Annotated in this window: 18 protein-coding genes; 6 read left to right on the forward strand and 12 right to left on the reverse strand. The window is 45.3% G+C overall.

All coding sequences use genetic code 11. The features are described from left to right. Positions 1 to 63: 63 nt before the first annotated feature. The 9 genes from tssH to C9I89_RS08155 all read right to left on the reverse strand — a co-directional run bounded on the left by tssH (position 64) and on the right by C9I89_RS08155 (position 11272). Positions 64 to 2676: a type VI secretion system ATPase TssH gene (gene tssH / locus C9I89_RS08115; protein WP_107282850.1), complete on the reverse strand. Its 2613-nt coding sequence runs from the start codon at positions 2674 to 2676 to the stop codon at positions 64 to 66. Beyond that, the gene (locus C9I89_RS08120) at positions 2663 to 3670 is read right to left on the reverse strand and encodes a type VI secretion system baseplate subunit TssG (protein ID WP_107282851.1); all 1008 of its coding nucleotides are present in this window, start codon (positions 3668 to 3670) and stop codon (positions 2663 to 2665) included. The genes tssH and C9I89_RS08120 overlap by 14 nt, the downstream gene beginning before the upstream one ends. Beyond that, positions 3652 to 5436 carry a type VI secretion system baseplate subunit TssF gene (gene tssF / locus C9I89_RS08125; RefSeq protein WP_107282852.1) on the reverse strand — a complete coding sequence of 595 codons (1785 nt, stop codon included), beginning with the start codon at positions 5434 to 5436 and terminating at the stop codon, positions 3652 to 3654. Before tssF ends, C9I89_RS08120 begins: the two co-directional genes overlap by 19 nt. Further along, on the reverse strand, positions 5429 to 5851 hold the full coding sequence (gene tssE, locus C9I89_RS08130; protein ID WP_107282853.1) for a type VI secretion system baseplate subunit TssE: 423 nt from the start codon (positions 5849 to 5851) through the stop codon (positions 5429 to 5431). The genes tssF and tssE overlap by 8 nt, the downstream gene beginning before the upstream one ends. Next, a complete protein-coding gene (locus tag C9I89_RS08135; RefSeq protein ID WP_107282854.1) occupies positions 5851 to 7221 on the reverse strand; it encodes a type VI secretion system contractile sheath domain-containing protein in 1371 nt (456 codons plus the stop codon). Before C9I89_RS08135 ends, tssE begins: the two co-directional genes overlap by 1 nt. Positions 7222 to 7261: 40 nt before the next feature. Then, a complete protein-coding gene (tssC, locus tag C9I89_RS08140; protein ID WP_107282855.1) occupies positions 7262 to 8743 on the reverse strand; it encodes a type VI secretion system contractile sheath large subunit in 1482 nt (493 codons plus the stop codon). Beyond that, positions 8743 to 9252: a type VI secretion system contractile sheath small subunit gene (tssB, locus tag C9I89_RS08145; protein WP_107282856.1), complete on the reverse strand. Its 510-nt coding sequence runs from the start codon at positions 9250 to 9252 to the stop codon at positions 8743 to 8745. The genes tssC and tssB overlap by 1 nt, the downstream gene beginning before the upstream one ends. Before the next feature lie 81 nt (positions 9253 to 9333). Further along, positions 9334 to 9852, reverse strand: a complete 519-nt coding sequence (locus tag C9I89_RS08150) for an Hcp family type VI secretion system effector (RefSeq protein WP_107282857.1) — start codon at positions 9850 to 9852, stop codon at positions 9334 to 9336. A gap of 43 nt (positions 9853 to 9895) precedes the next feature. Next, complete coding sequence (locus C9I89_RS08155; RefSeq protein WP_107282955.1) at positions 9896 to 11272, reverse strand: type VI secretion system protein TssA; 1377 nt, start codon at positions 11270 to 11272, stop codon at positions 9896 to 9898. 807 nt (positions 11273 to 12079) lie between these two features. Between C9I89_RS08155 and C9I89_RS08160 the strand changes: the two genes are divergently transcribed. From C9I89_RS08160 to C9I89_RS08170, 3 genes are read left to right on the forward strand one after another with little or no spacing between them, the layout of a single operon-like run. Further along, positions 12080 to 14038, forward strand: a complete 1959-nt coding sequence (locus C9I89_RS08160; RefSeq protein ID WP_245905436.1) for a type VI secretion system Vgr family protein — start codon at positions 12080 to 12082, stop codon at positions 14036 to 14038. Beyond that, positions 14038 to 14607 carry a DUF6931 family protein gene (locus C9I89_RS08165; RefSeq protein ID WP_107282859.1) on the forward strand — a complete coding sequence of 190 codons (570 nt, stop codon included), beginning with the start codon at positions 14038 to 14040 and terminating at the stop codon, positions 14605 to 14607. Before C9I89_RS08160 ends, C9I89_RS08165 begins: the two co-directional genes overlap by 1 nt. 2 nt (positions 14608 to 14609) lie before the next feature. Continuing rightward, the gene (locus C9I89_RS08170; RefSeq protein WP_107282860.1) at positions 14610 to 14906 is read left to right on the forward strand and encodes a PAAR domain-containing protein; all 297 of its coding nucleotides are present in this window, start codon (positions 14610 to 14612) and stop codon (positions 14904 to 14906) included. A gap of 135 nt (positions 14907 to 15041) precedes the next feature. Here the strand turns inward: C9I89_RS08170 and C9I89_RS08175 are convergent, their stop codons facing one another. Then, on the reverse strand, positions 15042 to 15782 hold the full coding sequence (locus C9I89_RS08175) for a YggN family protein (protein WP_107282956.1): 741 nt from the start codon (positions 15780 to 15782) through the stop codon (positions 15042 to 15044). A gap of 153 nt (positions 15783 to 15935) precedes the next feature. On the opposite strand from C9I89_RS08175, the gene C9I89_RS08180 reads away from it, so the two are divergent. Continuing rightward, a complete protein-coding gene (locus C9I89_RS08180) occupies positions 15936 to 16415 on the forward strand; it encodes a LabA-like NYN domain-containing protein (protein WP_107282861.1) in 480 nt (159 codons plus the stop codon). A gap of 60 nt (positions 16416 to 16475) precedes the next feature. Here the strand turns inward: C9I89_RS08180 and C9I89_RS08185 are convergent, their stop codons facing one another. Beyond that, positions 16476 to 17159 (reverse strand): cation efflux transmembrane domain-containing protein, encoded by a 684-nt coding sequence (locus C9I89_RS08185; RefSeq protein ID WP_107282862.1) that lies wholly within the window; start codon positions 17157 to 17159, stop codon positions 16476 to 16478. Positions 17160 to 17347: 188 nt separating this feature from the next. Here C9I89_RS08185 and C9I89_RS08190 point away from each other — a divergent pair, with 188 nt between their 5' ends. After that, on the forward strand, positions 17348 to 18232 hold the full coding sequence (locus C9I89_RS08190) for a LysR family transcriptional regulator (RefSeq protein ID WP_107282957.1): 885 nt from the start codon (positions 17348 to 17350) through the stop codon (positions 18230 to 18232). 159 nt (positions 18233 to 18391) lie between these two features. Here the strand turns inward: C9I89_RS08190 and ydiJ are convergent, their stop codons facing one another. Beyond that, a complete protein-coding gene (ydiJ, locus tag C9I89_RS08195) occupies positions 18392 to 21463 on the reverse strand; it encodes a D-2-hydroxyglutarate dehydrogenase YdiJ (protein ID WP_107282863.1) in 3072 nt (1023 codons plus the stop codon). 428 nt (positions 21464 to 21891) lie between these two features. Here ydiJ and C9I89_RS08200 point away from each other — a divergent pair, with 428 nt between their 5' ends. Further along, positions 21892 to 22431, forward strand: coding sequence for a hypothetical protein (locus C9I89_RS08200; RefSeq protein ID WP_170107663.1), 540 nt, complete (start codon positions 21892 to 21894; stop codon positions 22429 to 22431). Positions 22432 to 22526 lie beyond the last annotated feature (95 nt).

The raw sequence follows: 22526 nt of genomic DNA on the forward strand, positions 1-22526 counted from the left end.
AGATTCGCCGCTAAATACAGCGATCTGTTTTTTTCTTATTAAGGCTATTTATTCACCATTGAACTATTCGATATCGAAGCTAACCTCACCGGCTTGATAATGGGTGCTAATAGCATTGATTGGCTGCCCCTTACTCAATCGGACGATGCACTGGGTCGCAAGCTCTGGCATCAAGCTACGATTAATAATCTGTTCAATTGCTCGAGCCCCGGTTTCTGGCGAATGATTTTGTGCAATCAAGTACTCAATCAAATCATCGCTATATGTGAACGTAGCACCATAGTGATTGCTTACTCGCTTCTCTATGCGACGCAGAGATAAGCGGGCAATTTTCGCCATCTCATCATTATTCAATGGAAAATAAGGGACGACTGTCGAACGACCAATAAAGGCCGGCTTAAAGTACTGCTGCAGTGCCGGGAAAATCGTTTGGGTCAGCTCAGGAATGCTCGGTCTTTCTTCTGCGCAAGCATCTACCACCGCACTGTCTGCCGCATTCGACGTCATGATAATAATGGTATTTCTAAAATCGATTTCACGACCTTCACTATCGGAAATAGAGCCTTTATCAAAGATTTGATAGAAAAGGTCATGCACACCTGGGTGCGCTTTTTCCATCTCGTCGAGCAATAAAACAGAATACGGATTCTTGCGCACGGCTTCGGTCAATACGCCGCCTTTGCCGTAACCGACATAACCTGCAGGAGAACCCAACAGCATCGAGATCTTGTGCTCTTCTTTAAACTCGGTCATGTTGATGGTTGTAATGTTCTTCTCGCCGCCATAAAGCAAGTCGGTAAGCGCCAATGCGGTTTCGGTTTTGCCTACCCCACTCGGGCCGCACATCAGGAAAACGCCAATCGGTTTACGTGGATCGGTCAGGCCTGCACGCGACATACGAATGGCTTGCGAAATCTCTTCAATCGGTGCTGTTTGCCCGATAACGCGCTCGCCAATGCGCTGCTCTAAATGCAGTAAACGTTCGACTTCGTCTTTGACCATGTTACCAACAGGAATACCGGTCCAGAGCGAGATCACTTCGGCAATAGTCTGGGTATCAACTTGTGGCATCACCAGAGGTGATTCACCTTGTAGCTCATGTAACGTATTGAGCTTTTCAGCTAACCGTTGTTGCTCGGCACTATCGGCAACATCGTCACCCGCCAGATATTTATCATCAATGATGTCTTGTAGCTCTGTTATATCGGTTACTAGCGCCTTCTCGGCCTCCCAACGCTGGGCCAATTGACAATATTCAGCCTCCAACTGTATTAGTTTTTGCTGTACAACGACTAACTTGTCAGCCCCGTTGGCCAACATGGCATGCTCGCGCTCGACGGCTGTGATTTCATTTTTGGCATAACGAATTTGTTCCCCCAGTCCATCAAGTTTTTGTGGCAACGCACTTTGACTTAACCCAATTCGTGAACAAGCGGTATCAAGCAAACTGATGGCCTTATCCGGTAATTGACGTTCGGGCAAGAAACGAACTGACAGTTGAACCGCAGATTCAATGGCCTCTTCCAGTACTTTTACGCGGTGGTGCTTTTCCAGACCGCGGGACACGCCACGCAGCATTTGAATCGCATCGTCTTCATTCGGCTCACCGACAGCGACCAGCTGGAAGCGGCGAGTCAGCGCAGCATCGGCTTCGAAATACTGTTTGTATTCAGCCCATGTGGTTGCCGCAATCGTGCGGAACTCGCCACGGGCCAAAGCGGGCTTCAATAGGTTTGCTGCATCATTTTGGCCAGCGGCGCCTCCCGCCCCAATCAAGCTGTGCGCTTCGTCAATGAAGACAATAATAGGGTGAGGAGACTGCTTAACTTCGGTCAGCACGTCTTGCAGACGATTTTCAAATTCGCCTTTAATACTTGCGCCAGCTTGTAGTAATGCCAGATCCAGAGTGCGCAGCTCAACATTGGCCAATGACGGCGGTACATTGCCATCAACAATTTGCTGTGCTAAACCTTCGACAATCGCTGTTTTACCGACGCCCGGATCACCCACTAAGATCGGGCTGTTTTGGCGACGGCGGCATAAAATATCAATGGATTTACGAATTTCAGGATTACGACCAGAGATCGGGTCAAGCTCGCCATTTCTTGCCGCCGCCGTCAGGTTCTGGGTGTATTTGTCCAGCGCGACGGTACTGGTTTCTCTCCCCGCCAGCATTTTGGCAGAGTCCCCTGCGAGATTTGAACGCGGTGTTGACTCTTGCCTGGCTGCACTCGCTTTCAGCGATTCGACAGACAATGTATTTAACCATGAGGTCAAATCTCCATTGTATCCGCCTTGCGCCAATCGCTGCTTCAATACCAGCAAAATATGGAAACCATTAACTTCGGTATTACTGTGGTTAACAGATGCCAATAACCACGCATCTTTCAACAATTCGACCAAGGTCGGAGACAAGGCTGGCGAACTATCATTACCTCGAGATAAACCATTCAAATGGCGAGATAGCAGATCAACGAGCTGATCTCGTCCGACATTTCCTTGCTGTAATGACTCAACCCAACCACTCTTAGGTTCGTTCAGTAACTGATTAAACCAATGCTCTTGCTCAATACTAAAGTGTGTCCGAGCCATGCAATCACCCGCGGCAGCTTCAAGCGCACTTTTTAATGGTGTTGCAAGTCGTCTAACCAAGCTCTGCAATTCAACGTTGATCATGCTGTATCCTTGTTTTTATTTTTAGTGGCATTACCACGTGTTCTTTGGTTATCTGTTTTGGAGCAAGCCACGTCGATTGCGCCAAGCGAATATCAGTTTGACTCTCTGTTGTCAGGCGTAATCCGGGAAGGTATTTGCCATCAACTTTGATCATTAATTTCAGTTTGATATCGACCCCCATGTAATGGCGAACAAAAGAATCTACCGCGCTGACCAGCTGGCTATCATTTCTGATCTGATTAAACTGCTGGTTATTATTGGGCTTGATCATTATTTCGAGGCGCTGAAAAGCCGTGACAGCACTTTTCCCGACTAACGCACCGAAACCCAATTGATTATTTTGTCCACTTGCCCCTAATTTAGTCACGCTGCATGGCAGCAAGGGGACATAGTCCACATCGCCATAATCAACTTCAAATTCGTATTCAAAATAGTCAGCGAGCAGATCTTTCAAGGCATGCGGGCATGAAAGCTTTAATCCCAACAAACCCGAATATTGGATCAGGTGCGCAGAGGGCAACGTACGGTTATTGCCTAAATCGCCGTATAAATTGGCCAACATGGTGGTTAACGATAAGCCATGGCGGTTCCAACTGAAATACTCTTCCTCTGCCTGAGCGGATAGATCGTTTTTTAATTCGGTTTGACAGTACAAACGGTAATAACGGTTGTTAAAGCCATTGAAGAAATCGACCAGCGCATTGTTGCCCTGCTCAAACAGCTCTTTTAATGATTCGTTGTAACTGTGACGCGGCATAACGCCCTGGCTGCCAGACAACGCTGGCAAATCACAGGTAAATTCCCATTTACCGGCAATCGGATTACGCACTTCAACAATGTCAGCCTGCTGATAAGCAGGGAGTAAGCTTGCTGAAAACGAAACAACTGGCCTTTTTCCCTCGGTTGCGGCTTCATGCTTAACAAGTTGCATCGCTCGATGAAGGTCAAAGGTATAAGGCTCTCTAAGAAGTTGAGTCAGAGCATATTTTTGCATCCAGACCTCCTTGGAAAGACGTTATGTTCGCCTTCAATGCCTTCGATCAGAATGACAACCTGAGTAAAACTATTGAAGCCGGCAAAATAAGCAAAGAAACGATCAAGCAACTGAGACAATAGCTCAACACCGCCGCCACCCAGCTCTTTGGTACTGATGGTAACGCTGAGGCGGGTGCCATAAGCAAAGCAGCTTTTGCCCGAAATTCGGACTGGCGCGACAACTTGCTCTTGATCCAATCGTTGAATAGCCGCGATATACGCGTTGTTTTGCGAGCTTTCGGTATGGTTGTAAAGACTCAGCATTGCTTTTAATGCTGAAACAGGATCATCCGAACCAAGCAACGCATGGTAATTAAAATGCAGATGCGCCAATAATGGCCAGGCATTTTGCTCAGACGCCTTAATTCGGACCTGATTGGTCGGGCGGCGAAGCAGCTGTAAATGTGCCGGTAACGAAATCGAATCACGGCAGCTGACTTGGCTCGAAATCGATAATTGACCGGCTAGCACTCCATCAGAACATGTCGCAGAGACAAGCCAGGTCCTCGCCTCACTGCTGGCACTTGTATGCTCAAGATCAGCAACGCGTAAACTGCTCTGTAAATAGGTATCTGTTTGCCAATCTTGTACCAATTGCCACCTCAGGCCAATTTCTGCACCCCGGTATTTCTCGCCATATAACGGCGGTACAGCACAGCTCTGCTGCTCGGTGACATCCGTTACTTTCTCAATAGCAAACAGCTGAAGTTGCTGCTGGCCACCCGCATCAAGCACGATTGGGTATTGGCTGTGACCAAAATTAATCGTTAATGGCTCAGCCGTTAATGTTTGCAGATTGACGATCGGGGTACAGAACAGATGAAAATTATCGATACCCAGGCTACGAGATAAATCAATATCCATATCATCCAAAAATATCTGGATCTGGATCTTGCTGCTATGTGCGTAACGCAATGACTGCGCAAGATCCAACTCAATCGCATGAAATCGTTCTGGGAAGGTGAAAAATTCAGTCAGTAGCTTGAATCCGCCAAAACTGCGAGAGCTATAAGGCAGCACCTGATGTTGGCCATCAAACCCAACAGATGCCAGCGCGTCGCGGCCTAACGACACCCGATTCTCACCGTATTGGACACAAACTTGTTTCACCCCAGATAGCAGGTGATCATAAAGTCGCAGTACGGATTGCGTTTCACCACGCAGAAACAACTCAAGAGACGCTAAGTCGAGATCCGAAAACAGAACGCTGGGATCCGTTGTCTGCAACTGGAGCTCAAGCATCGCTTTTGCTTGTTCTGCCCCCTTCGGCTTTTCAACATCAAACGGTGCCATTGCAACATAGGCTGATGTTAGGTTGATCGGAAATAACGTCACATCCTGGCAGGTGCGAAAAACCGTTGTCTCAACCTCGGTATCTGAAATACCTAAATGGGTTCCTTTCGGTATGAAATGCCTGGCACTCACTTCGTCAGAAGGCTGCATTTTCAGGATGCTATAAGATGGAATTGGACGAAGATAATGGGGAAATAACAGACGTAGCAAGCTATCCGTCAACTGTGGAAACGAGTCATCTAGTCGTTGCTGTAAGCGCGCATTTAGCAATGCAACACTTTCAATTAAACGTGAAATTTGCGGGTCATCAATACTGTCGTCACTGATCCCCAGTGATTTAGCCGATCCGGGATGACGACGTGAAAATTCACCCGCTTCTTGGCGAATAAAAGCCAGTTCTTGTTCAAAATAGCTTAATAATGACTCAGACAAGATTGGTCTTCCTTACATCTAAACTGCTGGTGGTAAAATCAAGGCTCGAATCAAACACCACCACTTCTTCACCAAATTTACTGCTGATAACGCCCTCGATTCGGAACGTCAATTTATTGGTTGCCACAGAGCTTTCATCCAACTCCACATCGACTTCTTTTAAGCGCGGTTCAAACTGAACAATCAACGTCTTAACATCGTGTAGAATCAAATCACCGCTGCTTTTCCCTTGACTGCGTAATGAATTCACCATGCCGAATGCGGCAATAGAGTCATGGACTAACGGGCTCAGGTCACCGCGGTGCCACACCGGTGCCCGCGCCGATAGCAAGGCAGACAAATTCTCAATAATGGCATCACGCACATCATCGATATCATCATTCCACTGCCCTTTAAGTTTGGCTATCAGGCTCATTACGCTTCTCCCAGCTTGTTAGACGACACTTCGGTCATCAACGTGATGTGGGTGTCTAGCATTTCATACTGGTATTGCGGCTGTAGTTTGATCTGACAGCGATATCGCGTTGCGTCATTGCAATCTTCAATAAAACGCACTTCAGCATGCTTAAGCGGGTAACGCGCCATAATGGATTCATCGCCATAATCCACATTGCTGATATAGTTTTGTAGCCACTTTTCCAAATCGCGCTGACAAGTCGCCGCACTGTCAAAGCTACCGACACGATCACGCATTTTTGCCTTGATATAATGACCAAAGCGGCAGGCCATCAGGTTGGTTTGCAGCATACCGCTGGTTTTGCTGGCTTCATTAGCAGGCTTCCATACCGATTGGTTGCTAAAGAGTCCTAGCTGACCACTTAGATAAAGACTTGATACCGGCACAAAACCCTGATCGGCCCAAAAACCGTCACTTTCACTGAAAATATCAATACGCGCTTTAAGCGGAGAACAAATACTGCCATTTAAATCAACCAATACGCCATGGCTTCCCGTGTTATCGTGCGCCCTTAAAAAACCAAACCAGCTGATACGGTCGAATTCGCGAATAACATTTGCTGCCAATAAGTACGCCGCATTCCCCCACAGCACACTTTTGTTGGTATTTGCTTCATTAAACACAAATCCCACAGGGCAGTTTCTTCTTGGCTGGCGGATACAGTACTCAGGTAATACGAGATGTAAGAATCGGCTTGAACCGTGCTCTCGCAATAACTGCCAGCTTTGTAGGTCCAAGCTGGTCAAAATACGACTAATACGTGCATGGTCGTGCACTAATCTCGCAGGCTCATCACCAAAGAAATCATTATCAACCCCAAGTACAACCGGACACAGTGAACGCTCGCCTAATTCCGCCACCAGTTGCAGTGTGTATAGATCATCAAAATCACTATCTTCGTCTAAGTCTGAATGAACATGATGATCAACAACCAGCAAGCCAAAAGGTTGACCGCCCGCCGTATCTAGCTCATTGGAGTAGACTTTTTTAAATAGCGCACTCCGCCTGATTTCAAACGCCTGATTAAGGTCGGTCGATAACATGTTCCAGCTGAAATCAAGTAACTTCACTTTTATTCTACGGCCCGACACAGGCAACTGAACTAAGCTTTGTAGCCCAGACCAACTTGCTTCTAGTTTTTGAAATTCATCGGCTTGAATAACGGCAGAAAGTTGGTCACTCATCAATTGATCCAGCTGAGTGATAACACGGCTGATCGCTGCTTTGAAACAAGAAACATCTTGCTGCTGAGCATGCTCTAACAACATTCGCCATGGCCCTAGGTCGGTTAAGACATTGGCGGATAATGTTGGATTGATAACAGTCATAGATGCTCCTCTCGGGAGCCTTAGCTCCCGAGATTAATGATTAGCCCGGAATATTCGCGACCATACGTAATGAGGTCGTTAGTTCTTCCATTTGTAACCATGGACGAAGGTGGGCAATTGCAGAATAGCAACCCGGTCGGCCAGCTTGCTCAGCTACCGTTACACGTGCTTCAACAAGCGGGTATTTTGCCTTTGCTTCATTGCCGATCGCATTTGGGTTCACATACTGCTGAATCCAGTCAGTCAATTCTTTCTCGATATTGCCTGAATCGATATTCGAGCCAATACGATCGCGTCCCATCACTTTCAGATATAGTGCGATACGGCTACTTGCCATGGTGTATGGCAGACGAGCTGAAATGGCAGCATTTGCTGTTGCGTCGGGATCGGTATATGTTTTTGGTTTATGAGCTGTTTGTCCGCCCATAAACACAGCGTAATTGGTATTTTTGTAGTGAACTAAAGGAAGGAACCCAAGATCACTCAGTTCTTTTTCGCGTTCATCGGTCAGATTCACTTCTGACGGACATTGCTGTACCAAGTCACCAGCAGAAGAGTGATAGGTAAAGTTAGCAAGATTTTCAACTTTACCACCGTTATCCGTACCGCGGATCGCCGTACACCAACCATACTTGGTGTACGCTTGAGTCAATAGTAAACCGAATTCGTAGGCTGCATTACTCCAGACAAAATCGTTTTGTGACTGAGGAATAGCCTTGCCGTTAGCATCGGTTGCAAATTCTTCGAAGTCAAACGAGCTCACAGGTACTGTACCCTTGCCATATGGCAGGCGTGCAATCGTTTTTGGCAGCGTTAGTGCAACATAACGAGAATCGTCACTCGCGCGGAATGCATTCCAGCTAGCATAAGCTGGAGAATCAAAGCCGGCAGCAACAGGCTTACCTTCATTGAACGTTTCGAACGATTCAAAATCGAACATGCTCGCATTAGCCGCGGCAACGAAAGGGGCATGAGATGCAGCAGCAACTTCACCCATATAGCGCAGCAATGCCACGTCTTCATCGCCGTAGCCGAATTCGTAATCACCTAGCAGCGCACCGTAAGGTTGACCACCCGCAGTACCAAATTCTTCTTGGTAAATCATAGTAAACAGACGGCTTCGATCAATGGCTGGTGCATCTTCAAACTGCTCAAGCAGTTCATCTTTGGTGTAATCGGCAAGTTTGATTTTTAGGTCAGCACCCAGCTCGCTGTTTTTAACCAGCTTCTGTAAACCTAACCACGTACCTTCCAACTTTTGAAAAGCATTATTCTTCATTACCGTTGATAGCTGTTCTGAAATTTTCACATCAAGCGCAGCAATCGCCTTCTCAATGGTCAATGTCAGATTCTTATCCCACGTTACTGTGCCTTCGAGTGCTTGAGACATCAGTACAGATAGCAACTCTTTCGTGGTATCAACCGGCGTCTGAGTTGTTGCAGTAATAGCGCGTTCAAGGAAGCTCACTTCACCGTCAACCGATACGGCTTGCTGAGCTACATTTTGTTGTTCAGTCGACATTATTCAGCTTCCCCTTTTTGAACGCCAAGTTCGCTTGCAAGGTGTTGGATAGCATCTGCACTTTGCAACAATTCTTTTAGCAGTCGTTCTAAATCGCGTGAACGATCAGCTTTGCTCAACAGCACTTTCAATTGGTTACGCGTTTCAACCAACTGCTTCAGCGGTTCAATTTTTTCAACCACGTTTTCAGGATGGAAGTCCTTCATTGATTTGAAGTTCAAATTCACTTCGAACTGGCTGTTATCATCAGCCAATTTGTTATCGACTTTATAAGACAAGCTTGGGCTAATTTGTCCCATAACCGTGTCGAAGTTATCTTTGTCGACCCCGGTAAATTCGCGTTCTTCAAGATCTACCTTGTCACTTTCTGGTTTGTGCCCTGAAAAATCACCAATCACACCCACAACAAAAGGCAGTTCTTTTGTTTCTGTTGCACCATTGGTTTCTACGTCATACGTTATGCTGACGCGGTTTTTGCTGACACGCTTATGTTGCGAGTTGAGAGCCATGCTTCCCTACCTTTCGAGCTTTATGAGAACCAAACAAAATAGTAGTTATGCGCCACCGAATCAGCGGCGCATAACAGCAGATTACTTCGAACCTGAAAGCATCTTGCCTTGTGGAACGTGGTAAGAAACAAGACCACCTTTTTCCAATTTGCCGCCGTTGTCTTCATGCCAGTGCAGTTGATCTAACTGAATGTAAGACAGAGCAATGCTTTCAAAAGGCTGCGAGCCGTCTGAACCACTTACGTTGTATGACACAAGGCGTGCTTTTTCTAATTTAACTTGGAAGTAGATTTCAGCACCTGAGCCATCACGAGCAGGTTTTGTGAAAACGATCTCTACATCCTTGCCTTCAGCACCCGGGCTATACAAGAAAGACAGTAGATCTTCAGAAGCGCCATCCACTTCTTTCGTTACATTAACTTCGCTCATTGCAACCATGCCTGAATCGGCATTTGTACCGTTGCCGATATCCATAGCAACAGAACGCACCGCGCCCCAGCTGTATGAATTTAGTGCAAACCAACCGTCACCAGGTAGGCCTTCTGCCGTTGCACCGCCGTCAACTTGAACGCCATCGATACGCATATAGATGCTCGCCATAATAACTATCCTCTTTTTAATAAATGTGCAGTAACAGCATCAATTACCACTGCAGCGCGCTGCTTGATTTTGATTTCTGTTCTGTTTTTTGTGGTTCTTGATTATTTGTTTTCTCTGTTTCAGGAACAGGGGAAACAGGCTTCGTATCTACTACCGGGTCCGGCTCTTTCGCTGGGATCGGCGTAGAGAAAACAGGTGTGGATCTCATTGTTCGATTAACTTCCGGCAGTGCGACTTGCCCTTCTTCATCTAAGCCGGTTAGATTAAATACGCGCTCAATCGTATCTTGCTGATTTAACAACAGCTCACCCATTAATTCCGGCAACGGCATATAGCCCCAACGTATAGCCTTTTCAAGCAGGTACGCCACCGGACTGTGAGGCTCGGTTTGTCTGAAATAATCAGCAATATCACGAAGTTGATGAAACACCTGATCACGATTAAACGCCTGTTGCTCGCCAAGCGAAGCAAAAGAGACTGTACTTACCGCGGCCTGTTGTTTTGCCATCTCGATATGCTCCGCGTAATGAGTGTGATGTGAAGGCTCAGCTTGCGGTTCTATTTGTGCCGGGGCTTCTTGAGTCGCTCCATTCACCGTCGCTACCGTTGTCGATGGCTTCAGCCCTGATATAAATTCAATCGCACCCAGCATCTTGTTAATTAAGCCAATGACAAACTTAAAGCCCACGGGTGACTGTAGGCATTGCTTACCAATTTCAGTGACTTTTTGCTCAATCGCAACGAAGCTATTTTTCAAATCGTTCAAGTTATCAATTAAATCAATAACTTGATTCTTATCAGTTAACGCGAGATTGTGATATTGGCTGCGGATCTCAGGCAAGTTACCTTTATATTCTTCACTTTGATAACGAGAATAATCCAAATCACCAATCAGAGGCGTCATGAGAAACGGTGAGTAAAGTAAGCTGCTGTCTTCGCTTTCACCGACCAACTGAATAAACGCTTTTACTTTAAATGCATTGATTTCATTAGATTTATCGTCTTCGTTATCAGCCTTTATTTTACTATCAGGCAAGACGGGCTGAAGTGAATCCCAATGAACCGAAACTAACTCCTGCAACCATAAAGCCGTTTCTTTAGCTCCTGATAAACTAGGGTCAATAACCACTTGTGCGGCCATCATCCACCCTGTCAATTCAATATCGCGGGACGAATTAGCGAACACAATACCCAAGCTATTTGACAATACATTCCAATTTTTTTTGTTTTCTTCAAATAATGCATCGAACTCACTAGGATCGGGATTTTGAGTCAGCTTTCGTAATGACGTCTGCGCTAAATTAAATTCATTACGCAACGGTCGAAATGCTTGGCGATCTGACTTTAAATACAAACCACAAAAATTATCATCTTCTAATGGTGACAATAAACTCTGACGTTGGCTCTCAGAAAATTTCATTTTATCTGCCACTTATATTCATCAGTAATTGCTAAATAAAAATACGTTTAGTTGTTAACATAAAAACACCAAACAAATATAAACCCTATTGCATTAATTATTGTTTTTATATTTTCACTTTTATCTAAGGGACATTTTAATGAAAATAAACCACCACTACCTATTCACTGATGCGTATATGAAATTCTAGACAGCAAAGAAACAGCCTGCATATAAACCACCTTTCATTGCCTGTCTTCTAATATTTATTTTTTAATACTATCAGGAGATTAATAAATTGAACAATATTTTTTACCTCATCAGACCACAGCAAATCTCTTGTCGATTATTCTAGGCACATATTAAATGCCGAAAAAAAACTTAATCGCTGAAATATAGAATTGTAAGGTTGGATATTCCCACATGAAAACACATCATATTGTAACGATTGTAACGTTTGTAACTTCTTAAATTATTAATTATCAATTTAAAGGTGGAAATAACATACCTCTTAATGGTTATATGTATCATTTCATATGGTGTTAACGGCATATAACATGTGCGAATATAATCAACTCATCAGATCTGTGAGTTGGGTATATTAAAATATACTTACCAATAAGACTTTAATCATTTATTATAAACAGTAAATTTAGCCACCAACAAACACTCACATTTAATCAACAAACCCAGCACACCTAAGCTTTGCTCTTCAATATGATTTGTTTTAACGTGAACAAGCTATTGATGGCTTTATTATAACGATAAGAGAATCACTACATGTCTGCCACCAATTACAATGAAGAACAGCGCCCTATTCTTGCAAAATTGGATGGTAAAGGGCCATACATCGTTACAAAACTAACCGTAGAAGAACAAATTTCCAATAACTCAACATTTACAGCCACTTTTTTTTCGAAGGAAAAAATATCCGAAAAAGTGCTGGGGAAAGTATTAGATGTCCAATATTCTCCTGGAGTCGAGTGTCGCAGAAAAAAAGGACGCCGTTTTCTTGCTTTGATTTCATCATTAGAAAACATTGAGTATAACTTCAATAAACAACTCTACGCATATCAAGTTGAAGCTATCGATCCCCTTTCTATTTTTGCTTACCGTACAACCAGTCGTAGCTTTCAAGATATGACAACAAAACAAATAATTGAAAAAGTGTTAGCTGACTCTGGTCTAAAACGCTATTTCAAATTGTCTACTCGCAACGCTGGCGTTAAGCATGGCTACTGTATTCAATTTAACGAAAATGACTTAGATTTCATAAAACGCCTAATGGCTTCAGAAGGGTGGCATTATCACTGTAAACATAGTGGTAACCAGCCATCAATCATCATCGCAGACAGTAACCAAGATTTTGCCAAAGCAGAAAGCGACAAAATCCCCTTCGTTGTTCAGGCTAACGATAAGACTTTTTCCATAACTCAATGGCATTATCAACATCGGTTAGGAACCAGTAAATTACTGTTAGCCGATCACAGCGAAGAACTCGCTGATTGCTTAACCAGTGGCGAACGAAACACAACAGCCTCAGTGAAAGACAATGCTTTGAGTGAATATTTTTTTGGTCAGGGAAACACCACGAAAAGCACAATTCGAGATGCCGCTAAACGCCAGATGGAAAGCATTGATTGCCAGAAAGTAGTTATTCATGCTCAATCAGCGATCCCTTCATTAGGGGCTGGCTTGCGCTTTACCCTAACCGATCATACTGAGTCAGACTACAATCAGGAATACCTGATTTCTCAGGCAGAGCATTATTTCGAAGCAAGTGAAAATGGTGCCAATGTTGAGTATACGAATAACTTCCAGTGTATTCCTGCAAATGTTCCTTGGCGCCCCGCTTTCATTAATAAGCCAAGCATACACAATATTCAGAGTGCAGAGGTTACCGGTCCTAGTGGCGAAGAGATCAACCAAGATAAATTTGGTCGAATAAAGGTCCACTTTCATTGGGATAAAGACGGCAAGAAGGATGAAAATAGCTCTTGCTGGATCCCCGTAGCCCAACCAGCCGCAAGTAATGGCTTTGGAACCCAATTTATTCCACGTATCGGTGATGAGGTACTGGTCAGTTTCATTGATGGCGATCCCGATCGTCCGGTGGTATCAGGTTCAATTTACAACGGAAAGAACAAACCACCCTATAGCGTTTCGACCCAAAGTGGCATAAAAACTCGCACCACCCCAAATGGTAATGCTAGTACCGCGAACGAACTTCGATTTGAAGACAAAAAAGACAAGGAAGAAATCTTTCTTCAAGCTGAAAAAGATTTTACCGTTAATGTTAAAAATGACTTAAAACAGACCGTCAAAGGGCTGGCTAGTTTTAATATAGACAAAACGGTGAACTGGAAAAGCAAAGAAACAATGAGCCTTGAAACTGAAGATAAATTCAGTACCTGTGCAACAAAAGATCTTACACTACAATCAGATGCAACTATCAGTAGCACTGCCGGTAAAGATACTCAAATCAGTGCTTCATCAAAAGTAGTTATTGATGGCCAAACCATCGAGCTCAAAGGTAAAACTAAAATAAAGCTATCGGTAGGCAGTACTTCTATAGAGTTGAGTCAAAGCGGGATTAAGATATCTGGCGCTCAAATTTCAATAAAGGGGCAAGCAAAAGCAGAAATTAAGGCCGCTATGATTGCGATAGAAAGCCAAGCAAAAACAGATGTTAAAGGCGCATTAGTCGAGGTGAACGGAAGCGCAATGACGCAAGTTAAAGCTGGTGCCATGGTACAAATTCAAGGGGCTATCGCCAAGGTTAATTAATGACTTATTTAAAAATCCCACATCAAACTGCCAATGATATTTTACGTTTATATGAGGCAAGTGATGAGCTTGTCGAACTCGCAGGGCGGCATAATGAGCCTGCAGCTCTCATTCATGCCGCAATTACCGCTGAGTTGTTCAGTGATGCTGTTATATTCATTGCCCATGCGCTACCCGTTAGAGAAGCTATTTGGTGGGCATGTTGTTGTGCGGACCAGAGAGATGATTGGAATGTTGATGAAACCAATGCAATTCGAGCTGCAAAAGCATGGGTTCACACGCCAGATGAAACATCACGTCGATTTGCTGAACAAATGGCAGAAAAGGCAGAGTTACAAACGGGGGCCGGCTGGGTTGCCCAGGCCGCATTTTGGAGTGGTGGCAGTATGATTGCAGCAGGAGAGCCAATTGTCCCCCCCCCTGAATATTTATATTCACATGCCGTTGCAGGAGCGATAAATCTCTCTGCGGTCATGCCAGATGGATTAGCCGCGAAAGAACGTTACTCACACTATTTTTCAATGGGGTTCAATATAGCCCAAGGCGGCAATGGACAGATAGGGGGTTAACCATGTTACCAGCAGCCAGAGCAACAGATATGCATATCTGTCCGATGCAGACTCCTGCTATCGTGCCTATCCCTCATGTTGGCGGTCCATTACTACCTTTACCCACGACGGTATTAATTGGCAATATGCCGGCTGCAACATTAGGTCAAATCTGTATTTGTGTGGGACCGCCTGACAGCGTAGTTAAAGGTAGTGCTACAGTACTAGTCAATAATAAACCGGCAGCACGCATGGGAGACACCACGGCACATGGTGGAACAATTATTATGGGGATGCCAACCGTTTTAATCGGGGGCTAATATTGCCTTAATCCATCGTACCATTTGTTGGGCCGCGCCAGTTTTTCTGGGCACAAAAAAGGCGCTTTAAATAAGGCGCCATAATGAAACATAAAACCATTTTTTCCAGACGATTAGCCTAATGGTTTTCAACTATCAAATTTCAAACATCTGATAATCTTTTAGTTCAGGGATAACTTTGTGCAGCTGTTGTTCTTCTTCAGCCAACCCTTTAATGGAATCACACAAGTCATTTGCCTTGGTTGCGATTTCGCCAGAACGAGCTTGAATACGCTCTTCAATTCGCAGTTTTAATTCAGAAAATTTATTCTGCAGCTCGGTGAAACTAATTTCACCGTTTTTCATTTCATCAGAGAGCGCAGCAAATAAACCCGACATTGATTCGACACTGACATGCTTCATCGCTTCTTCAAACTCGGCTTTCCAGCTTAAATCCACATCTGCAAACATATCCGCCGGCATCACGAATTCGCCATCCTGATAAAACTTTTCCTGGGCTTTCTTACCATATTCGTCAATCAAAGATTCAACGTTGGCAAACGACTCTTTTGAATCAAAACTCGATGACACTTCTTCCAGAACATCCGTCGCAATACCGACACCGTCATTAGCAATATCTGCCATTTTCGGCAGGTATTCCTGTACACCATTACTATAAGCTTCAACTGCCTGACGCTGCATAGCGTTAAGATCTAGCTGCTTACCATTGATGAAAATATTGTTATTTTCATCAATCATCATTTTAGGCTGACCACTCTGGTAAACAGATACCTGACCTTCATTAATATGGATATCGTTTTGGACATCAACCGGGCAACTTTGTGCAAAGACGGATGCAGAACTTAACAGTAATCCGCCAATCAGGATTTTTTTCATCAACATATCTCGTATAACCAGCCAAATGCAGACTATGACTCACTTTATATAAAAAATCTAATTAAGAGTGCAGCAAGCATCACTTGAATTATTTCACGTTTCAAGGCAACCTGCTTATCAGCCTATGTTTATTGATCTAATATCAGGATTCTTGTGGAAAAAGTTGCTATTTTCGTCGATGTTCAAAACATCTATTACACTGTGAAAGATACTTACCATTGTAACTTTGATTACAATGCCTTTTGGGCTGAAGCAACACAAGGCCGGGAAGTTGTTGCAGCCTATGCCTATGCCATTCATCGTGGTGATGAAAAGCAGCGACAATTCCAGAATATTCTGCGCGGTATCGGATTTGACGTAAAGCTCAAGCCCTTCATTCAGCGCAGTGACGGCTCTGCCAAGGGGGACTGGGATGTGGGCATCACATTAGATGTCATTGAGCATGCGCCTGACGTTGACCGTATTATCCTGCTTTCCGGTGATGGCGACTTCGATCTGCTGGTTGAAAAGGTACAGTCAAAGTATGGCGTCAGTGTTGAAATCTATGGCGTACCCGGGCTAACGGCAACCTCGCTGATTAACACCGCTCAGTATTTCCGTGAAATAGAAGGCACGCTGTTGCTAGGACGTTAGATTGAATATCAGGGAGGCCCGGCATTTTGCTATATACCCAAGTTACCTCAAGATGCTGGTTCACTCCCGAAGGGCAAGCTTTCCAGGTTCACGTGGCTGAACCACCTGTAACTCACTAAGGGCTTCAAACATCATTTTCAGTGGTACAATGACAAAATAAATTGAGGCAATCACAACCATTACCGGATCGGCATAGGACGCATAGGCGCTGAGTTCCGAGAGGGCCAACAGCTTCGCCACGACAAAACCTACCAGCACCGCCCCGCTGATCACCGTATCCATCAACCACTGTTTGACTTCTGCATCAACCAATCCCGATTGTGCTTTTTTTCCTATCGTCGATATGAACCAATAATTAGCAAAACAACCTACCACGTTGATAACACCAAAAGCGAGAGCCAAGCCGGTATCAACATCTCGCCCGCCATGATGAATGGCCTTCACAGCCGAAATGAACGACACGCAACACATCATAGTGATAACCAGACCTTTAAAGGCGATTACCATCGGCTCAACCCTGGCGAGTTTTTCCGGATCACGATTCGCAACGGGCTTACGGATATAGGCCGCAGCGACCAGAGAGACCAGAGTCAAAACCAGACTGACTAGGGAATATGCACCATCAAACACAATAACCAATGAGCCCATCCATTGCCCAAGGCCTATCCCCATCAGGGAAAACAACAACGATGATACTGTCGAACAGTGAAGCAGCCTTCGTTCAAGCTGCACATTACAAGCCATAATTACCTCTAATAACCGACGACTTTCTCGTCTATTTTTCCGTCGGATTTTTATTTCATTTGAGAGCAATTCAATCGTACCGCGATAAATATCAATGCTACAATCTCTCAGCGCTCAATTTCTCGTCGCTAAAGCACCCCATCAATTTTTGATTAAGGTGCCGTACATTTATCATCAGGATTATGCTTGTGAAAATCAGTCAGGTTGAAATGTTTCTCCATACCAGTCACACCGGCTCTATTGCCGAAGCGGCACGCAAGCTAAACAAAAGCCGTACCACCGTCAGTGCAGCATTAAGTACGCTGGAAGATGATTTGGGCGTCAAGCTCTTAACCCGTACAGGCAACCGGGTCAAACTGACGGAAATAGGAGAAGCGGTCGCCAACGATTGTGAACGGCTAATCATGATAGCCAACGACATCCAGACTAAATGCTCTCAACACCTTAATGGTGTTGAATCCGCCCTGAGAATTGCCCGTGACGATGCTCTGCCCGAATCGCTATGGCGGGCATTGCTGCAACAACTTAACATCCGTTTTCCCAACACCAGTTTTTCCGTCTACGTCGCACCGTCACCAGAACTTGAAGATATGGTGGCACAGAACATAGTGGATATTGCCTATGGTTTACTGCCCAGCCATCACAAGATCCCTCGGGTTCTGCAACTCGACTTAGGGCAAATTCGAATGATGTCAGTTGCGCACAAAAATCATCCTCTCAGCCAGTTACGCAAAGTGAGCAGTTCAGATTTAGAGCGTTATACCGAAATCGCTCTGGCATATATTGATGACGAAGGCCTTAAGCCTGTTGCCCCGAAATCCACCAATTACATTGCCCTGACGTTCTATGAGCATTTGAGAAATGCCGTACTCGACGGTACCGGATGGTCAGATGTACCGGCACTGCTAATCAATGATCATTTACGAGAGGGAACAATTAAGGTCATAAAACATAATAAAGCAATGACCTGGCAACCCTACGGTGAAATAGTAGAAAGTGAATCGCGCCGTGGCGCAGTGATCCAGTGGCTCTCAGATCAATTAGAAAACTATTTACTGGAAGTGACCGACTAGCCCATTATAACGACGTTCCGGCGCAGGGGAGCATATCATCTTGTGGTTTGTTGTTTCGTGGTCTGCAGGTCTTGTTTATCGCCGGTTAAGCTGCGGGAGATTCTGTAACTTACTTTGTATTAAAAAAGCCCCGGAGGTTCCAACCGGGGCTTTTTATTATCACAATGCAGAGCTGCTGATGATTCGCAGCAGCACCTGAACAGGGTGCTTCATTTTAATGTGCTCTAGGCGTTTTACCTGACTTCGGCATGAATACCCCGTCGCCATACAGCGATCAGGGTTAAGCTGATCGATATTGGGTTTCCAGCTTAAGTCATAAACCGCTTTCGACATTTCAACCTTATCTTTCTCATGACCAAAAGTACCGGCCATACCACAACAGCCGACCGACACCGGTTTTAAAGCAGAGCCAAATCGGTTGAAGATAGCCATCCACTCTTGTTCAGCATTTGGCATTTTGGTTTTTTCCGTGCAATGGGCAAACAGATACCATTCGTCATCTTCTCGCTGAGGGTAAGATGGAAGCTCCGCCAGTAATGGCGTTAACCACTCATGGGCTGTCATTACATGGAAGTCACCGCGACTCTCTTCAAGCACTTCTGCGTATTCATCGCGATAGCACAGTACCAGTGCCGGATCGACCCCCACCAGCGGTATGTTCAGTGCCGCTAACTGATTCAGAAAATCTGCGGTAGTACGGGCTGTTTTGGCAAACTGGCGTAAGAAACCTTTAATATGCTGCGCTTTACCATTTGGTTTAAACGGCACCAGCATTGGCTTTTTACCCAGTTTCTCAACCAGAGACACAAAATCACGTACCACTTCAGCATCATAGAAACTGGTGAAAGGATCCTGAACAATAAGAACGTAATTCTGGCGTTCCCGGTCCGACAGCGCCTGTAACCACTGCAGATCAAATCGCGTTGCATGGTGTCCATTCAGGCTTTCCATCAAGGTCGGCACCGACAGCGTGGGCGTATCAACATAACCGACCGTTTTTTCGGTCAGCGTCTTCACCCATGGCGAACGTATTACGGCATTAAAGGTTGCAGGGGCTTTGCCCATTAAAGGTAAATAGCTTTCGACATAAGCGACCAGATAGTCCTTTGCCGGGCGCTGATAACGGCTGTAGTAGATATTCATAAAGCGTGAACGGAAGCTGGGGACATCCACCTTAATCGGGCACTGGCTGGCGCACGCTTTACAGGCGAGACACCCGTTCATCGCTTCCATTACTTCGTGCGAGTAGTCGTAATCATTTTTACCCGCACCGTAGGTATTTTTAAGACGATCAATGATCTGTTTAACCGTGGGCGTCGACGTCAGCAGTTTGTGCTCAAGCTCATCGGCATTAATGCCCTGCTCTGCCAGCTGGCGGAGCCATTCACGTACCAATCCGGCACGTCCTTTCGGTGAATGGCGACGATCTGCAGTAATTTTCATCGACGGACACATTGGCGAGCTGGTGTCATAGTTAAAACACAAGCCATTACCGTTACATTCCATCGCCAGCTTAAAGCTGTCGCGAGTGGTTACGGGGATCTGACGATCGTAAAAACCGCGCTTAACCCCATCTACTTTAACCAGCTCCTCGTCACAGTCTAGCGGTGTACAGATTTTTCCAGGATTCATCCGGTTGTCGGGGTCGAAAGCCCCCTTAATGCGACGAAGTTCCGTAAACAACTCATCGCCAAAGAAAGCCGGACCATATTCTGAGCGGAAGCCTTTCCCGTGCTCTCCCCACATCAGGCCACCATATTTTGCGACCAGAGCAACCACCTGATCAGAGATTTCTTTCATTATGCGTTCTTGTTGCGCATCGCACATATCCAGAGCCGGACGAACGTGCAGCACCCCGGCATCAACATGGCCGAACATACCGTAATCAAGCTGTTTTTCATCTAATAACTGACGAAACTCGGCAATATAATCGGCCAGATGTTCAGGGGGGACACAAGTATCTTCCGCAAAAGCGATAGGTTTTTTACTGCCCTCTACGGCACCAAGCAAACCTACGGCCTTTTTCCGCATAGCGTAAATTTTCTGGATACCGGCCAGATCCTCACAGATCTGATAACCAATAATACCGTCAGCCTGTCGGGCAATCAGCGCATCCAGCCTTTCACACAACGCCGCGACATGTCGCTGATTTTCATCAGGATCATTACTGGCAAATTCCACCATGTTAATGCCCAGCATATCTTTGCCCGGCACATCAGTCAGCAGATCACTCACCGTATTCCAGACGATGTCTTGCCTGGCAAAGTTAAGTACCCGCGAGTCGACCGTCTCTACCGACAATGCCTGTGCCTCAACCATCATCGGCGCACTACGCAGTGCTGAATCAAAACTGTCGTATTTGATGTTAACCAATGCCCGCGATTTAGGTATTGGCGTGATATTCAACTTGGCTTCGGCGATGAATGCCAGAGAGCCTTCGGAGCCGCACAGTAAACGGGCAATATCAAACGTCTTCAACTCATCATCAAAGACATTTTTCAGATCATACCCGGTCAGAAAACGGTTCAATGGCGGAAATTTGTCGACAATTTGCTGCCGTTTCTCTCTGCACACTTTAACGGCAGTTCGAATGGCTGCGCCAGCCTGACTTTGTTCATGTTCAAAGCTTTCCAGCCCGGCGTTATCTAAAGGCTCAGTATCGAGAACCGAACCGTCAATCAATACTGCTTTCAGGGCAAGAACATGATCAGAGGTTTTACCGTACTTCAGTGATCCCTGCCCCGAGGCATCGGTATTGATCATGCCACCGATGGTTGCACGGTTACTGGTCGAGAGATCTGGCGAAAAAAAGAATCCATAAGGCCGAAGTGCATCATTGAGCTGATCTTTAATCACACCTGTTTGTACTCTGACCCAACCTTCCTCGGCATTCACTTCCAGGATCTGGTTCATGTAACGGGAAAGATCAACCACCACCCCTGAGGTCAATGACTGACCATTCGTACCCGTACCTCCACCTCGTGGCGAGAAGGTCACTTTCTTATAGGCATCTTTCTGGCCAAGCTGACCGATAAGGGATAAATCATCAGTAATACGAGGAAGAATAACGGCTTGTGGTAATAGTTGGTACACACTATTGTCAGTGGCAACAGCCAGGCGACTGGCATAACTTTTCTCGATATCACCAGTAAATCCGGCCGATTCTAGCTCGTTCAGGTAAGACAGTACGACATCGTCAATACTGCTCTGATATGTCAGTGCGGGTAACATTGCTCTCCTTCTCCAGTATCACTGCCGTATCCTACGACGACTGGCCTCATGCTATGAAATAAGTAGGTTGCAGCCACTTTACATCACTATTTGCATGAAACAAAGCAGTTGCTTAGGTGGGATTTGCACAGGAATACACGTTACAGCTGCGGGATAAGTGGAATGCATAACTGGGTGATACGACCATAGCGTTTATGCCTCATGCTCTGACATTCAGTGTGCTCAGCACAATTTGAGCACATGGGAGATAGTCATGCCGACAATCCGCACGCTGAAATCAGGTCATTATCAGGCAGTCGTCCGAATAAAGGGCGCAAAGACTGAATACAAGACATTTAGGCATAAAAGCCGTGCAAGTACTACCTTTCAATGGTGGACTATACTTAAATCCACTATTTTCCGAGGTCGGGAAACCAGAGGATATTTTTATGAGACCTAACACTTATTTTTTTACCGCGATACTGATATTTACTGGTTACATATTTAACGTACATGCCGCTGATAACTCTCAAGCTCTCTTGGAGGACGCATTAAGTGCCGCACCTCCCTCTCTTCGAGACAAAGTCACTGTCGTTGACTGGGAGAAAAACGTTCTTCAAAAGGGAACCAGCAGTTATACCTGCTTCCCTACACCGTCACAATTACAAGGCAAAGCCCCAATGTGCTTAGATGCTCCTTGGATGGAATGGGCCGATGCCTGGATGAATAAGAAATCATTTCAAGCTAAAGCCATCGGTATATCGTATATGCTTGCCGGTGACGACGGGGCAAGTAATATAGATCCTTATGCGAAAGTAGAAACGGCTGATAATCAATGGGTAAAAGAAGGACCTCATTTGATGATTATTACTCCTGACAAAGACCTATTGAATTCTTTGCCGACAGATCCAAATAACGGTGGACCCTACGTCATGTGGAAAGATACACCGTATGTTCATATTATGATCCCAGTAGGTGCCCGAAATTAATTTTTAATCGGCATTCTCATTTGACATGAGGATGCCTTAATGAACATAACAGCAATAAGGTCGCCCCAGAACTCCATACCAAAACCACCGAGTGT

This window comes from Photobacterium lipolyticum (assembly GCF_003026475.1).
Taxonomy (GTDB): Bacteria; Pseudomonadota; Gammaproteobacteria; order Enterobacterales; family Vibrionaceae; genus Photobacterium; species Photobacterium lipolyticum.

What these genes read in the sequence shown, in the direction of transcription:
- tssH (WP_107282850.1), bottom strand. Translation starts at nt 2,676, where the DNA reads ATGATCAACGTTGAATTGCAGAGCTTGGTTAGACGACTTGCAACACCA.
- C9I89_RS08120 (WP_107282851.1), bottom strand. Translation starts at nt 3,670, where the DNA reads ATGCAAAAATATGCTCTGACTCAACTTCTTAGAGAGCCTTATACCTTT.
- tssE (WP_107282853.1), bottom strand. Translation starts at nt 5,851, where the DNA reads ATGAGCCTGATAGCCAAACTTAAAGGGCAGTGGAATGATGATATCGAT.
- C9I89_RS08135 (WP_107282854.1), bottom strand. Translation starts at nt 7,221, where the DNA reads ATGACTGTTATCAATCCAACATTATCCGCCAATGTCTTAACCGACCTA.
- tssC (WP_107282855.1), bottom strand. Translation starts at nt 8,743, where the DNA reads ATGTCGACTGAACAACAAAATGTAGCTCAGCAAGCCGTATCGGTTGAC.
- tssB (WP_107282856.1), bottom strand. Translation starts at nt 9,252, where the DNA reads ATGGCTCTCAACTCGCAACATAAGCGTGTCAGCAAAAACCGCGTCAGC.
- C9I89_RS08150 (WP_107282857.1), bottom strand. Translation starts at nt 9,852, where the DNA reads ATGGCGAGCATCTATATGCGTATCGATGGCGTTCAAGTTGACGGCGGT.
- C9I89_RS08155 (WP_107282955.1), bottom strand. Translation starts at nt 11,272, where the DNA reads ATGAAATTTTCTGAGAGCCAACGTCAGAGTTTATTGTCACCATTAGAA.
- C9I89_RS08165 (WP_107282859.1), top strand. Translation starts at nt 14,038, where the DNA reads ATGACTTATTTAAAAATCCCACATCAAACTGCCAATGATATTTTACGT.
- C9I89_RS08170 (WP_107282860.1), top strand. Translation starts at nt 14,610, where the DNA reads ATGTTACCAGCAGCCAGAGCAACAGATATGCATATCTGTCCGATGCAG.
- C9I89_RS08175 (WP_107282956.1), bottom strand. Translation starts at nt 15,782, where the DNA reads ATGAAAAAAATCCTGATTGGCGGATTACTGTTAAGTTCTGCATCCGTC.
- C9I89_RS08185 (WP_107282862.1), bottom strand. Translation starts at nt 17,159, where the DNA reads ATGGCTTGTAATGTGCAGCTTGAACGAAGGCTGCTTCACTGTTCGACA.
- ydiJ (WP_107282863.1), bottom strand. Translation starts at nt 21,463, where the DNA reads ATGTTACCCGCACTGACATATCAGAGCAGTATTGACGATGTCGTACTG.
- C9I89_RS08200 (WP_170107663.1), top strand. Translation starts at nt 21,892, where the DNA reads ATGAGACCTAACACTTATTTTTTTACCGCGATACTGATATTTACTGGT.